The organism is Candidatus Zixiibacteriota bacterium (genome assembly GCA_018820315.1).
Taxonomy (GTDB): Bacteria; Zixibacteria; MSB-5A5; order JAABVY01; family JAHJOQ01; genus JAHJOQ01.
Window position 1 is genome coordinate 21,602 of sequence record JAHJOQ010000087.1, and the last position, 14,807, is coordinate 36,408.

12 protein-coding genes are annotated in these 14,807 nt (G+C 50.7%); 1 reads left to right on the forward strand and 11 read right to left on the reverse strand.

Annotated elements, in window-relative coordinates; genetic code table 11:
- Positions 1-94 precede the first annotated feature (94 nt).
- Positions 95-1,519, forward strand: coding sequence for a sigma-54 dependent transcriptional regulator (locus KKH67_08250; protein ID MBU1319174.1), 1,425 nt, complete (start codon positions 95-97; stop codon positions 1,517-1,519).
- Between the two features lie 179 nt (positions 1,520-1,698).
- On the opposite strand, the gene KKH67_08255 is transcribed toward KKH67_08250, so the two are convergent.
- From KKH67_08255 to truB, 11 genes are all read right to left on the reverse strand, one after another.
- Complete coding sequence (locus KKH67_08255; GenBank protein MBU1319175.1) at positions 1,699-3,333, reverse strand: hypothetical protein; 1,635 nt, start codon at positions 3,331-3,333, stop codon at positions 1,699-1,701.
- Between the two features lie 20 nt (positions 3,334-3,353).
- Entirely contained in the window at positions 3,354-4,178 is an 825-nt protein-coding gene (locus KKH67_08260) for a prepilin-type N-terminal cleavage/methylation domain-containing protein (protein MBU1319176.1), read from the reverse strand.
- A gap of 21 nt (positions 4,179-4,199) precedes the next feature.
- A complete protein-coding gene (locus tag KKH67_08265) occupies positions 4,200-4,571 on the reverse strand; it encodes a prepilin-type N-terminal cleavage/methylation domain-containing protein (protein MBU1319177.1) in 372 nt (123 codons plus the stop codon).
- A gap of 701 nt (positions 4,572-5,272) precedes the next feature.
- Positions 5,273-7,786, reverse strand: coding sequence for a leucine--tRNA ligase (gene leuS, locus KKH67_08270; GenBank protein MBU1319178.1), 2,514 nt, complete (start codon positions 7,784-7,786; stop codon positions 5,273-5,275).
- Between the two features lie 147 nt (positions 7,787-7,933).
- Positions 7,934-8,311 carry a phage holin family protein gene (locus KKH67_08275; protein MBU1319179.1) on the reverse strand — a complete coding sequence of 126 codons (378 nt, stop codon included), beginning with the start codon at positions 8,309-8,311 and terminating at the stop codon, positions 7,934-7,936.
- A complete protein-coding gene (locus tag KKH67_08280; GenBank protein ID MBU1319180.1) occupies positions 8,308-9,132 on the reverse strand; it encodes a polysaccharide deacetylase family protein in 825 nt (274 codons plus the stop codon). The genes KKH67_08275 and KKH67_08280 overlap by 4 nt, the downstream gene beginning before the upstream one ends.
- A 2-nt stretch (positions 9,133-9,134) precedes the next feature.
- Complete coding sequence (locus KKH67_08285; protein ID MBU1319181.1) at positions 9,135-10,409, reverse strand: insulinase family protein; 1,275 nt, start codon at positions 10,407-10,409, stop codon at positions 9,135-9,137.
- A gap of 13 nt (positions 10,410-10,422) precedes the next feature.
- Positions 10,423-12,612 carry a polyribonucleotide nucleotidyltransferase gene (pnp, locus tag KKH67_08290; GenBank protein MBU1319182.1) on the reverse strand — a complete coding sequence of 730 codons (2,190 nt, stop codon included), beginning with the start codon at positions 12,610-12,612 and terminating at the stop codon, positions 10,423-10,425.
- A 33-nt stretch (positions 12,613-12,645) separates the two neighbouring features.
- Positions 12,646-12,915, reverse strand: coding sequence for a 30S ribosomal protein S15 (gene rpsO, locus KKH67_08295; GenBank protein ID MBU1319183.1), 270 nt, complete (start codon positions 12,913-12,915; stop codon positions 12,646-12,648).
- Positions 12,916-12,923: 8 nt separating this feature from the next.
- A complete protein-coding gene (locus KKH67_08300) occupies positions 12,924-13,844 on the reverse strand; it encodes a bifunctional riboflavin kinase/FAD synthetase (protein ID MBU1319184.1) in 921 nt (306 codons plus the stop codon).
- Positions 13,845-14,807: tRNA pseudouridine(55) synthase TruB (gene truB, locus KKH67_08305; protein MBU1319185.1), on the reverse strand; the 963-nt coding region annotated here is incomplete at its 5' end.

The following is a 14,807-nucleotide window of genomic DNA, read 5'->3' on the forward strand; positions in this document are numbered from 1 at the left end:
TCATCCTAATCGCAACATTCTTCTGACCAAAATCTAAATGAAACGGCTAATCGGCCGATTAGAGAAGTAGTAGATGGAGGTTTCTACTCATACGATGAAGAATATACTACTTGTTGATGATGACAAACAAATTGGCGAAACTCTGACGAAGCTCTTTGACCCGTCCGAGTATCGCTTCTATTGTATTACTGACGGCGATCAGACAATTGACATGATTGGCTCGACAGCAGCCGATCTTGTACTTTTGGATGTCAATCTGCCAACTGTTTCAGGTCTCGATGTGCTCAGGGAAATCAGATCTCAAAACATCGAAGTGCCTGTCATTATGATATCCGGTTTCATCTCGACGGAAAATGCAATCAAGGCCATGCGCGAAGGTGCCTATGAATACATCACGAAGCCGTTTCAGATGGAGCGACTTCTGATGACAATTGCGAAAGCATGCGGTACACAGGCAACGGATATCTCGACTGCTCCAGCACTCAAGAGCAGTGCCGATGCAACCCAAGATGAGATAGTAGGGAGAAGTCCGGAGATCGTCGAAATCGCAAAGCTGATTGGTCAGGTCGCCAAGTCCGACGCCTCGGTTCTCATCTTCGGCGAGTCAGGTACAGGCAAGGAGCTTGTTGCTCACGCTATCCACCGTAATTCAAAGCGCGGCGACGCAGCATTCCTGTCCGTCAACTGTGCCGCTCTGCCCGACACCCTTCTCGAATCAGAGCTATTCGGTCACGAAAAGGGAGCGTTCACAGGCGCTCATGTTCGCAAGCTCGGCAAATTCGAGCTGGCTGACGGCGGCACACTGTTTCTTGATGAAGTTGGCGATATGTCGCTGACAACCCAATCGAAGCTGTTAAGGGTACTGCAGGAGCAGGAATTTGAGAGAGTCGGTGGCGAGCAGACACTGCATGTAAATGTCAGGGTTCTTGCTGCTACCAATAAATCGCTGGTAACGGCAATGAAAGATTCCCGCTTCAGAGTAGATCTGTTCTACCGTCTGAAAGTCGTCTCTATCTATCTTCCTCCACTTCGCGAGAGGCGCAGCGACATTCCGATTCTTGCCGATCATTTCACCAACATGTACTCAGATCTCTCCGGCAAGCAAATAAGAGGGACATCCAAGAAGGCAATGCAGCTCCTGATGAACCACAACTGGCCCGGCAATGTAAGGGAGCTCGAGAACAATATCCACACGGCCGTGGTGATGACCAAGAACGAGATCCTGCAACCGGATGATTTCCCGATCGCATCAGATGCAGGTGAGCATGTTCAAGTCGATTTTGAAGCAATCAAGGATGACTACACAAGGATGTTTGACGATTTGATAGATCCGATATTCGATAAAATCATGAACGTCTCCGCAGGTCAGGTCTTTTACCATCTGCAATCGGCACTCGAGAAATCAATTATTCGAAGAGCGTTGTCACGTCTCAAATCAAACCAGGTCAAAACCGCACAGGTGCTCGGCATTTCACGCAACACCCTGCGTGACAGAATGCAGAAGTACGAGATTTTCTAACAAACCGGATCCCTTTTCTCGAACTCTCAGTTCTGACTCAGCGATCTCAATTTCAGATATGCGTTGAGAAGTGAACCGCTGCGTGAAGCCAGGGGAGAGGATCACATTAATTGAAAAACGGAGCGACCTGAGCCGCTCCGTTCATTCGCCCTGCATTGGAGGCTGAAGAAAATGTATATCTAGTTTTCCGCCACAACCTTCTCCATCCAGCTCACCTTCTGCATGATTGCAATCAAGGGAGTCCCCGGTGGAAGTTTTGTCGGGTCCTTCAAGTCCTCATCGAATGCCCAGTTTCGATTAGGGGCAGTGTAGTACGCGCCGTAGGACCAAGGTGCGTTCGCTTCTTTTGATAGCCATAGATCGACGGCAGATCCCATCCAGTTGAAGTCAATGCCGCTCCACTGCTCCAGGAATCTCGGCAGATTCTCGAATCCTCCGTTATAAGCGCTGCCCCCTTCTCCGGTATTCTGATTGCCGGTCATGTAGCTACAGTTGACGGTTGTCTCGGAAGCGTTCCTATTCGACAGTGGCTGAGAGCTGTTTGCATCATTCCAATTGTTCGAAAGGATGGTCAGTGCGTCGGTCATAACGGCTGACGGCTTCTTGTTGACAGTGTTGTAGTCCCCCTGAATGTAGACCGAGTTTCTTGAACTCAGTGTAAAGGGCTGACCAATGTCGCTGGCATTCACCAACCGTGTAGCCTTGAGATTCGCACCGCCGGTGGTGTTGGCCGTGTACATGATGCCGTTCGACGGGAAGTATGCCGAGTTCTTGAAATTGCTCATGTCGATGTCCCAGGAATTCACTGTATTGCCCTGATGAGCGTCATAGAACGAATTCGTCGTCAGCGATCCTTCGGCTATCAGTGCGGCAGTGACGTCAATCCAGGAACCGTCGATCTGCTGGTATGATGCGACACCGTCAATGATCTTCAGAGTTGCTTTGTTCTCATATGAATCCGCAGATTCGGTGGCGGTAGCGATCATATTATCGGGGACACCCGATGATACCACCGGCAGCTCAAGCTCGGTAATTCCATGATCGCTGTCTTCGACCATACCGCCCCAACGAGAAATCGACTCCGCTACCCAGTCAGGATCAGTCGAGTCGAGCCATGTGCCACTATCATACATCTCCTGATAGGTTCCGTTCGCATCCATAATCCTCACATCGCCACTTGACGTACTCTGTCCGGATCCCGGTTTACGACCATGAAATATGTTTCCGGCTGCGCTCGTGTACGAATCGATATTAAGTTGATTGCCTGACTGCAAATAGAGATTGCCGTTCGAGTGAACTCGGCCTCCAAGCGTCATTGGTGGCCCCGGAGCTATCTCCAGATCGTTCTCATAGAATACCGCGAACTGGAACAGAGGAACCAGATCACACTCGATTCCCTGGACAAGAGTCGCCTCTGTTTCAGTTCCTCCGGCAGTCGCGGTCGCCGTGATTTCATATGGCGTCGCGAGCGCGTAGAGTCCTCTATATGTCCCGTTCGACAAATCCTTGGTCTCGGACGCACTTGTCTGGGTCGTGGTATATGTTACTGCGAAGCGGCCCAGGTTCAGCGTTCCGCTCGGCAGCGGATGCGGCGCTGCACCGGTTGTTCTGTAGGCGTGCGCCATCTCTGTAGATGCCTTTTCGAGCGCGGCTTCGGCGGCATAGAACGAGTTCATGTAATTGACTTCGTTCCCTGCTATGTTGACTTCGACCGTCGATGTCATCACAGAGTTGATGCCGATCAGCGTTAGCATTAAGAGCAACGCCAGAAAGATGATCATTGTGAAGCCGCTATTTGATCTCAGTTTCTTCATTGTTGACTCCCGTAAAATAATCATAAAGCGAGATTTCTCACCTGAATGCTCGTGGTCAGAGAATCATACCTGTAGTCCTTTAGGAGCAAGTCTTCCTTGTTGGTGCGTGCAACAAGCACGAGATCGACCTGACGCACGTATCGCGACATGTTTATCGTATCCACTATCGTTCCGTCTGTCAGCACATATCGAATCTGCAGATCGCTGATATTGTCAGAGTAAATGTCTGCCGCATTGGCGTGCTCCTGTCGCATCAAACGCGGATGAGTGCTGTCGGACCAGTTATCAATGAAGTACCTGAAAACATCAAATGTATATATCTCACTGCCGGTCGGGTACTTCTTCGACAGAGGCATAGTGTTATGCTGGATGTGGAATGCAGCCTCCTGCACATGTGTAATGACGAAAAACTCGCCCTCTTCCGCGAATGGGTCGTATATGTACGCCCATTGGTCATCCTCGAAGCAACCGAGATCACCCTGGCACTTCAGCTCGGCTGACGGCTTCGGCATAGGTGCCGAAAGCGTAGTTGTACACATAGGTTCGTGCAGGAATACCAGCGTGATCGAATCCGGTATCGATGTCCCCGGTGTTCCGGATGATACTATAGCCTCCAGTCCCTGGAAGGGGATACCGTAACCGGCCATCCGGGTCTTGGATGCTATTTCGTCGACTCCTGCGCGGCCGTTCTGCTGAAGGTCGGAAACACCTTCCTGGATAATCCAGTTCTTATGCTGATGGATATAGATCTCGACAGCCGCTGCCGTCGCAATTATGCCGATGATCGACGCGATCATTAACTCCATCAGAGTGAATCCGAGGTTATTTCTGATTTTCTTGATCATAGTGTCACCTTTTGAATGATATCACTTTGCCTTTATGTAAGTTTGAGTGGAGCATGCGTGATCGCGTGCGTCGATATCTGTCCAGTTGACTGCGACCGTGACGTCATAAAGACCAGGCGTGCCCAGAGCCGAGATGTCCCAGGATCGCAGGACACCGCTAACGACATCGCTACCAGAATTGAGACTCGCTTCCGGCGTGCTCTTCAGTTGCTCGATCTTCTCTCTTATCAACTGCGACGAGAGGGTCTCCATCTCCGACCAACTGTTACTCTGGATTGAAACCACGAGCATCGACATTAGGAGCAGCAATCCGAGACTGAAGATAAGGAGACCGACCATTACCTCAAGTATCGAGAAGCCGTCCTGAGCGAGCATTTTCCTGAGTTTTTTCATATTTTGACCTCGCACATAAAGTTTCACTTGAAAGCTTTGCAAATGTGATACCAGCGCAGCACCAAAATATGAGCAGTACTTCAGTACGCTGGCACACAACGACTTAGGCGCATTCTCGGTGTGCGAAGTCTGGAGCGAGGCGATGCTCTATGCACTTTCGATTATGGGGGAGAACCAACACATGTAGGAAAGGTCGGCTTTCGATCTTTGCTTGGTTTGGTGCCCTGTGGCGCTGTATGCTGTGGCTCCTGTGAGTGCCGCAAGAGAAAGCGCAGAGGAACAGCCACTGCGCCACACTCTGAATGACGGGCAGATTGCCACGGCAGGTCAGAATGCCAGGTTTCTCACCGGCACGCGCCCAGAAATGGGGCCGAATACGGTCCAATGTGGCACTCAGGAGGCTCACAGACGCCAGCAGAAGACTGCTGAGAACCGAACTCGCGGGAAGATGTCCTTGTGGACATGCTCGCGGGCAGGAATCCTTGATGACCCGTCAGGATGGAAATCCTGACGGCTGCGAAAAAGAACAAAGCGACGTGGCGATCTCAATGTCTCACCAAGTGCACACAGGAGCTGTGCTCCTGTGTGTGCTGTGCGGAGGCAGGGAATGACATCCGCAGTGTCCTATAATATATATTATGTAAACGTGCGGGGCTGAATCTATTCGACATCTGGGATCTGCGATGATCAGGTTGAGATTCTTACTTCACGACAAGATTGACAAGTCGGCCCGGTACAACAATCTCTTTGATGATCTGCTTGCCTTCAATGAACTTCTGAACGCGCTCTGAGGCCTTTGCTGCCACCAGAAGCTGCTCTTTACCCGTGTCAGCCGGGACATCGATATTGTCGCGGACTTTGCCGTTGATCTGAACGACTATCGTGATAGTATCAGCCACGATTGCGTTAGCATCGTATTCCGGCCAGTGCGACTTGAAGACGCTCGTCTTGTATCCGAACATCTCCCAGGCTTCTTCAGCCAGATGCGGCGCCAGCGGCGCAACAAGCTGTGTCATTTTCTGCAGCATGTACGGATAGAATTCCGGGTTGTCCTGCTGCTTCAGGTCAGCGGAATCATTCATGAATTCCATTATGGCCGCAATGCAGGTATTGAAATGCAAGTCATCGATATCGTGAGTGACCTTTTTAATCGCCTGATTCAGCTTGACGTAGATATTCCACGCCGCCTGGCCGAGGTCATCTTTGGTGAAGTAGCGCTTTAAGTCCAGAGGTTTGCGGTCCTGGCAGCCATCTATCAGCCTGTAGAATTTGGTCACGAATCGCTCGACACCGATGACGGCCTCGTCCGACCAGAGAACGTCTTTCCCAGCCGGAGCGGCAAAGAACATAGCGAGACGCGTCGTATCGACGCCCCTCTCCCCCATCACATCAATCGGAGAGACGACATTCCCCTTGGAGCTCGACATGGGCACGCCTTCGGCATCGTTGACCATGCCGTGATTGACGAGCCTCAAAGCCGGTTCATCGATATCTAGATAGCCGATATCCTTCAAGAACTTCGTGAAGAACCGGAAGTAAAGCAGATGCCCTGTGGCATGTTCGAACGTACCGCCAATATAGAGATCAACCGGCAGCCACTTGCGCGCCTTTTCTTTGTCCCACGGCTCGTTATCATTGTGGTTATCAGCGTATCTGAATAGATACCACGAGGAGCAGACAAACGTATCCATCGTGTCAGCGTCCCGTTCAGCAGGGCCGCCGCACTTGGGACAGGTCGTATTGATGTATTCCTTGGCATCGGCCAGCGGAGATCTGCCTTTCGGGACGTAGTCGTCGATTTCAGGCAGCAGAATCGGCAGGCTTTCGGCTTTTTCAGCGACCGGACCACATTTTTTGCAGTGGACAATCGGGATCGGACATCCCCAGTACCGTTGGCGGGATACGAGCCAATCTCTCAAGCGATAGTTTATCTCAAATCCGCCAATACCTTGTTTATCAGCATATTGTGTGACTGCCTCTATTGCAGATTCGCCCTGCTTCCCATCGAAATGATCCGAATTCGTCATCGTGCCGAGATCGACATACGCCTCAGTCATATCGTCGACTTTCAACGTGCGATCAGGCGGATTGATGACCACTTTGATCGGAATGCCATACTTCCTGGCGAACATAAAGTCGCGCTGATCGTGAGCCGGGACTGCCATCACGGCACCCGTTCCATAAGATGCGAGCACATAGTCGGCGATCCAGAGCTGGACCTTCTCGCCGGAGAATGGGTTCATTGCATAGCAGCCTGTGAATACACCGTCTTTGTCATCGCTGGCTGTAGTGCGCTCGATGTCAGTCTTCTCAATAGATTTCTGAATATAAGCAGTGACCTCTGCGTTCTTGTCCGCCGGTATCGGCAGCCTTTCAACGATATCAGCCTCGGGGGCAATTGCCATAAACGTGACACCATAGACGGTGTCGGGACGCGTAGTGAAAACGGGCAGCTTCTCCCCTGTTCCGTTGATCGCGAAATCGATCCTGCAACCGGTCGATTTGCCGATCCAGTTGCGCTGCATGATCCTAACGCTTTCGAGCCATCCGGGCAGATTATCTAGCCCCTGATGCAGCCGCTCGGCGTAATCGGTGATCCTGAAGAACCACTGTTTCAGCTTACGCTTGGTCACCGCGTTGTGGCAGCGCCAGCACTTCCCTTCGGCGTCGACCTGCTCGTTTGCGAGCACAGTGTTACAGTCCATACACCAATTGACAGAAGCTTCTTGCTGAAAAGCGAGATTCTTCTCGAAGAGTTTTATGAACATCCATTGAGTCCACTTATAGTAATCGGGAAGGCAGGAAGCGACCTCTCGGTCCCAGTCGTAGGAGATGCCGACTTTCTTAAGAGTGGACTTCGACTTTTCGATATTTGCAAGCGTCCAATCGCGCGGGTGGAGCTTGTGCTTAATTGCTGCTCGCTCCGCCGGCAAGCCAAACGCGTCCCATCCGAATGGATGCAAAATATCATGTCCCTGCATCATCTTCCATCGCGCCATCACATCGCCGTACGTGTAGTTGCGGAAATGCCCCATATGAATGTCGCCGGAGGGATAGTTGAACATCACAAGCACGAAATAGGGATTCTTCGGCATGTCAGGAGCCTTGAACAGTTTAGTCTTATCCCAGCGCTTTTGCCATTTGGTCTCGATTTCCGAGAATGGATAGCCGCCGGTCGATTGCTTCGCCGGTGCCTCAGTCTTAGATTTTTCCATCATTGAACTCGTTTTCAGTCGTCCGGAAAAACGACAAATCGTAATTCTTCAAAACAATAACAGACGCAGCCCGAAGAGGCTGCAAGCCATGATTATATACCCATTAGCACCGTTTGGCAATGGAAAACTTTGTCGGCTATAGTGAATCTATCGTCTGAATACTCTGAATCTGAACCGGCTCCTGTCCGCTATCAGGAAATTCAGAATCGATGAGATGATCGAAATGCAGACCGACGCGATCAGAGCTATCACGAATCCACCGACTTCAAAACCCTGCACCAGAATGTCGGTCAGTTTGAGAAGGAGTGTATTTATGACGAGAACGAAAAGGCCGAGTGTGAGTACGTTGATCGGCAGTGTTACGAAAACGAGAATCGGCTTCAGCCATGCGTTCAGAACACCGAGGACCAGAGCTGAGACTATCAATGTCGTGGCATTGTCGACCTCTATGAGACCGAAGAATTCGGCGACTATGAAAATCGAGGCGAAGTATATCAGCCATCTTATGAGAAATCTCTTCATCATCTTCCCTTCCAGTCGTGAGTAAACGGTGCAAACATCCCTATGATTCGCGCTTTGACGACTTCCAGCCAGAGGAGTTTCCCGTTCATGATCTTGGTTCTCAATGTAAATCGGTTGTCGAATCTATTCAAGGGAATTCTTGGGATGGCGAATCTGCCGCCCCACAGCTTTGGATCGCCGTTCAGAGAACAGAAGGCGCGATAGTAGCCTGCTTTCTTCACAGCGGCAATAACATCCGGATTGAACTTGCCGAATGGATATGAGAAACACTCAAACAGATCCAGATTGACGGCTTTGATTTCCTGAGCCAGTTTCTCTTCTGACAGGCGCGTCAGGTCTGGATGGGATGCTGAATGCGATCCGAAGAAGACGAGCCGACTCGCGGCCATCTCATCGATCTGCTCAGGAGAGAGATGTTTTCGACCCGAGTTACGATAATCCCAGGCGGCATCTTTGCCAGTATAATCACGCACTGTGAAGACCAGAGCAGGTATAGTTTTGGCTTTGAGGATGGGATACACATGCTCATAGAATGACTCGAAACCATCGTCAAATGTCAGCAGAATCTCCGATGAAGACTCCGATGACAGGAAATGTTCTGGAGAGACAAAGGTGAACCCCTCCGCCTGGACTTCATCCACAAATGTAAGAAACTTGCTGACTGCTATCTCGCTTGCAGATAACAACGACGGTCGAGGCACGACTTCATGTATCAGGAAGCACCGGATAGGGTGCCTCATGTGCGATTTAAGCAATACAATCCAGTACAGGTAAGCGAGAGAGAATGCTAGCAGAATGGCAACGAGTATAACAATCAGCCACATGCTCAGGAAGATAAGTTCTTCCAGGCTATCTCGTCAAGCACCGATTCTTTGACCGGACCAAGAAAAGCGGCTGCGCAGCGATCGAACTTGAAGATCGAAACTGCCGCTTCATTCAGGTCATCGAGAGTCACTTTCTCTATGTTGCTGAGTGTATCCTCAAGCGACTCATATCTATTATATCCGAGTTCATGACGTGCGAGACGGTTCATTCTGCTGCTTGATCCTTCAAGGCCGAGAACGAGATTGCCTTTGAGTTGCTGCTGCGCAGATTCAAGCTCGGACTGCGAAACGTTTTCATCTCTGATCCTGGCAATCTCGGTGAGTATCACATCCGTACTCTGGACCACCTTCTTGTCATCTGTGCTGAGACAGACACAAAACGTACCGCAGTCCCTGTAGTAATCCTGATACGTGTAAACAGAGTAAGCGAATCCAAGCTCCTCTCTGACTGCCTGGAAAAGACGCGATGACATCCCAGCCCCGAGAATGCTGTGAAGAACCAGCGTGGCGAATTTGTTTGGATGCGCATATCTGTATCCCGGAAAACCAAGGCAGATGTGAGTCTGGTTAGACTCTCGGGAGCTTACAGTGCGCTTAGGCGTCTCTCCGCTGTACTCCGTTTGAATTGCTGCCAGCGGATTCTCGGTCTCAAGGAGGAGCTTCTCCTGTAGCATCTCTACCAGTCTATCATGATCGACATGCCCGGCGGCCGCCACGACGATTCGTCCCGAGGTGTACTTGGTCTTCATAAACTCAGCCAGTTCATTGCGAGTCATAGCCGAGATCAACTCCGTTGTTCCCATTATGGGATTGCCAAGAGTGTGATCTGTCCAGATCGCTCTGGAGAAGAGATCGTGAACATGATCCGAAGGCGTGTCGAGCACATCATTGATCTCATCGATTATGACGTTGCGTTCCTTCTCGACGTGATGTGCTGCAAGCGTGGAGTTCATAAGCATGTCGGTAAGGATGTCGACTGCCGCGGGGAGATGTTCATCGATTACGCGAGCGTAGAAACAAGTCTGCTCACGGCTGGTGAATGCATTCAGGTTTCCACCGAGGGATTCGAGAGCGGACGCGATCTCAAGAGCAGTTCTGGACTCGGTGCCCTTGAACAGCATATGTTCAATGAAATGGCAGATGCCGTTTTCAGAGTTCGCTTCGTCGCGGGACCCTATATCAACCCAGATGCCGATAGAGGCTGATTTCAGATGCGGCATGCCCTCAGTAACGACTCTGACGCCGTTGGGAAGAACGGTCTTCTTGTAATCCGTCATAGCAGCCCCCGGGCTATCTGGATCTCGGTCTGTACGGACCTCTGCTGGGCCGTCGATCATCGTCCCTCGGGGGTCTGCGATCACCATCTCTCGGTGGCCGCCGATCTTCATCGGAATAACCTTCAGGTCTCTCCAGAAGTGCCTTGCGCGAGAGCCGCACCTTGCCATCCTGATCAATGTCGATAACCTTGACATTAACCTTGTCACCCAACCTGAAGACGTCCTCTACCCTCTCAATCCTGCGGTAGTCGATTTCCGAGATGTGTAGCAGGCCGTCGGTCCCGGGAAGTATCTCAACGAATGCACCAAACGTGGCGATTCGCCTGATAGTGCCTTCATACTCCTTGCCGATCTCAGGCTCTTCGATAAGCGCCAGAATGCGTGCCTTCGCCGCTTCTCCTGCCTCACCTCCGACAGCCGCGATAAAGACAGTGCCGTCATCCTCGATATCGATCTTGGCGCCTGTTTCCTCGATGATAGAACGAATCATCTTGCCACCCGGGCCAATGATCTCACCAATCTTAGACTGCTTGACTTTGAGGATGATAATTCGCGGAGCATAAGTTGATAGCTCTGCGCGCGGTTTGTCGATGGCCTTATTCATCGATTCGATGATGCTTAAACGAGCATCTCTCGCCTGGTTCAGAGCAGTCCTCATAATATCCAGTGTAATACCGGTAATCTTGAGATCCATCTGGAAGGCCGTGATTCCCGTCTCAGTACCCGTAACCTTGAAGTCCATATCTCCGTAATGATCCTCGGCTCCCAGAATATCCGTGAGCACCGCGACTTCGTCACCCTCTTTGATGAGACCCATTGCAATGCCTGCAATAGGACACTTGATCGGAACACCAGCGTCCATGAGCGCAAGACTTGATCCGCAGACTGATGCCATCGATGAGGAACCGTTGGATTCCAGAATATCCGAAACCAGACGGATAGTATATGGGAAATTGTCTTCGGTCGGGATAATCTTCTCTACCGATCTTTCAGCCAGTGCACCATGTCCAATCTCGCGACGACCCGGTCCTCTCATCATACGCACTTCGCCAACAGAGAATGGCGGGAAGTTGTAGTGGAGCATCAGTGACTTCGTGGTCTCCCCCATGATATCATCGATCCGCTGTTCATCAGCTTTCGATCCGAGAGTGACCGTCACCAGCGCCTGAGTCTGCCCACGAGTGAACAGTGCTGAACCGTGAGTACGAGGAAGGATTCCCACCTCGCAGGATATATCTCTGATGTCGGTAAGACCGCGTCCATCCATCCGCACTTTGTCTTTGATGATACGCTTGCGCATATCCGCCTTCTCGATCTCTTCGACGATGCCTCTGATTGCATCCCGGGACTCGGGATATTCCTCCTCGAGTTCACTTGCGGTTGTGTCTATGAGATCGGTGAACTTGTCGGCACGTTCCTGCTTGTCCAAGAGGAAGTTGATTCCGGGAATTGCAGACTTTACTTTGTTCTTAACCTTAGACTCGAACTCCTCGTTTGACTCCGGAGGCTTGACCTCTCTCGTTGGTTTGCCCACCTTGGCCTTCAGCTTTTCAATTGCCTCAACGATTCTATTGATCTCGGCATGTCCGAAGCTGAGAGCAGTGAGCAGTTCTTCTTCTGATATCTCTCTGCACCCGCCTTCGACCATAGTGACGGCATCTGCGCTGCCTGCCATGATTATGTTCATATCGGATTCTTCAAGCTGAGCAAGCGTCGGATTAACGACAAGCTGACCGCCTACTCTGCCGACTCTCACACCCGCAATCACTTTCGCGAATGGGATGTCGGAGATGCTAAGCGCTGCCGAGGCTCCGATAAGGCCGAGAACGTCAGAATCGTTCTCCTGGTCAGAAGAGAGCACCGAGATCAGTACCTGTGTATCGCATCTGAAGCCATCGGGGAAAAGCGGACGTATGGGACGGTCGATAATACGACATGAGAGAATCTCTTTCTCAGACGGACGACCTTCACGTTTGAAGAAACCTCCCGGTATCTTCCCCGCGGCGGATGTTTTTTCTCGATAATCAACTGTGAGCGGGAAGAAATCCCATCCCACTTTCGGCTCTTTGTTGGCGCATGCGGTTGCGAGAATCATTGTGTCGGCGTAACGAACTGTGACGGCGCCGTCGGCTTGTTTTGCGAGGCGACCGGTCTCGATGGTCAGAGTCTTGCCTCCAACCTCGAGTTCAATCTTTTCAATCATTTGTAGACCTTTTCAATCTGTGTCGGGTACAATTTAGCGGCGTAGATCGAGCTTTTGAATCAATTCGCGATAAGCTTCAATGTCGCTGCCCTTAAGATAGTCGAGAAGCCTTCTTCTTCGACCGACGAGCTTGAGAAGACCATGTCGTGAATGGTAGTCTCTTTTGTGGTTTTCCATGTGCAGAGTGAGTTCATTGATTCTCTGTGTCAGTAGTGCTACCTGCACTTCCGGAGAACCCGTATCTTTGTCATGAAGGCTGAAATGCTGCACGATCTCAGCTGTCTTTTCTTTCGCTAACGGCATGTTACTCCCTATGTACGTGACAAAATGTCTCTGATTTCTTTTTCATCTTTCGCGATCTGCACGACGAGCTTGTCAGCAGATTCGAATTTTATGCTATCGCGAGTGCGATCAAATATATCAACGTCGACTTGTCTATGATACATATCCCCTTCGAAATCGAATATGGCAACTTCGAAATCGAAAATGCTGCGATCCTCGCCGATGTACATCATGCCGGGTAGCCAATTTCCATTGATTCTAACCTTGGCCGCGTAGACACCGCTCATCGGGATAAGTTTGTCTTTGTGCGCACGGACGTTAATCGTCGGATATCCGAGCCCACGTCCGACACCTCTTCCTTTCACGACTTCGCCGGAAATGCGATACGGGCGATTTAGCATGGTCATAGCCGAGCGAAATCTCCCTTCAAACAGTTCCTTCCTGATACGGCTGGAATGGACAGGCTCGTTCTCGTAGAGAACAGGAGTCTGGATTTTCGCCTCGAAGCCATACTTTGTTGCAATCTCCTCAAGAAATCGGCCATTGCCTTCACGCTTTCTTCCGAAAGTGTGATTGTAGCCAACGACCACCACCTTCGCGCCGAATTTGCCAGCGAGAATCTCACGCACGTAGTCCTCTGCCTGCAAAATGGCTAATTGCGTATTAAACTCAAATAAGGCCATGTAGTCAAGCCCAATTTTCTCCAGGATGCTGGTTTTCTCATCGAAAACTGTCAGAAGCGGAATCCTCCTGCTCGGGCGTAACACCATGGCAGGATGAGGCTTAAATGTCAAGAGAACAGTCGGCAATCCGAGCTTCTGGCCCGCCTCTATAACCTGCCGCAGCAACTCACAGTGTCCCAGGTGAATTCCGTCAAATGTCCCCTGTGTCAGAACACACCCATCAGGAAAGGCGTTCGGTGAGTCGAGATTGAGCTGGATTACTTTCATTCAAATAACTCTGATATATTTAAAGACCGGATTCAGGTCGGTTTTATTCATCCGCAGTTCTGCACTGCCTATGAGGGCTTCACCGACCGCGAGAAGTTTACCTGAGGCATCAATTAGCGAAATCCTCTGACCGACTTCGAAGTCCTCTGATGCTTTCGTAATATATGATCCCAATACATCGGCTCCGCCCTGTATGCCGGAGACACACGAATCGTCAACAGTTAGTGACGGCAGCTTCAACGCATCCGAAAGAGCGATCAGCTTCTCGTCCAGTCGACCAAGTTCTCTTCTGGCGCCGATCTGACCGAGCGTCAGAGCGTCATCAAGTTCGAACCTCCCAATGCGGGTGCGGCAAAGATCGAACAGATGCGCTCCACTGCCGAGTTTTCGACCGAGATCGTTTGCAAGCGAGCGTATATATGTCCCCTTCGAGCAGACGACCTCTATCTTGATATGCGGAGGATCGAATTTCAGCAGTTCAATGCGTCGGATGGTGACCATTCTGCGCTTCACCGGAACGTCGATATCTTTCCGTGCATACTCATACAGTGGTTTACCGTTATACTTGACAGCAGAATGTGGCGGCACGATCTGCTCGATATCTCCCTTGAAGGACTCCAGCGCTTCCAGGACATCGCTCTCCGATATTGCGCTCCAATCAGACTCCCTGGTGACGACACCGTAGCGATCAAATGTATTGGTAGATTTGCCCAGAAGGATATCTGCTGTGTATTCCTTCTCTTGACTCGAAAGAAACTGCACCAGTTTAGTGGCTCGACCTACGCAGACAAGAATTAGACCCCTTGCAATTGGATCAAGAGTGCCGCAATGACCGATCCGTCTGACGCCGAGGATTTTCCTCAGTCGAGCGATAACATCAAATGAAGTAATTCCGTGGTACTTGTTTATCAACAACATGCCGTCATTCATGGTGGTTGAGCAGTTCCTCTGCATATTTGAAGA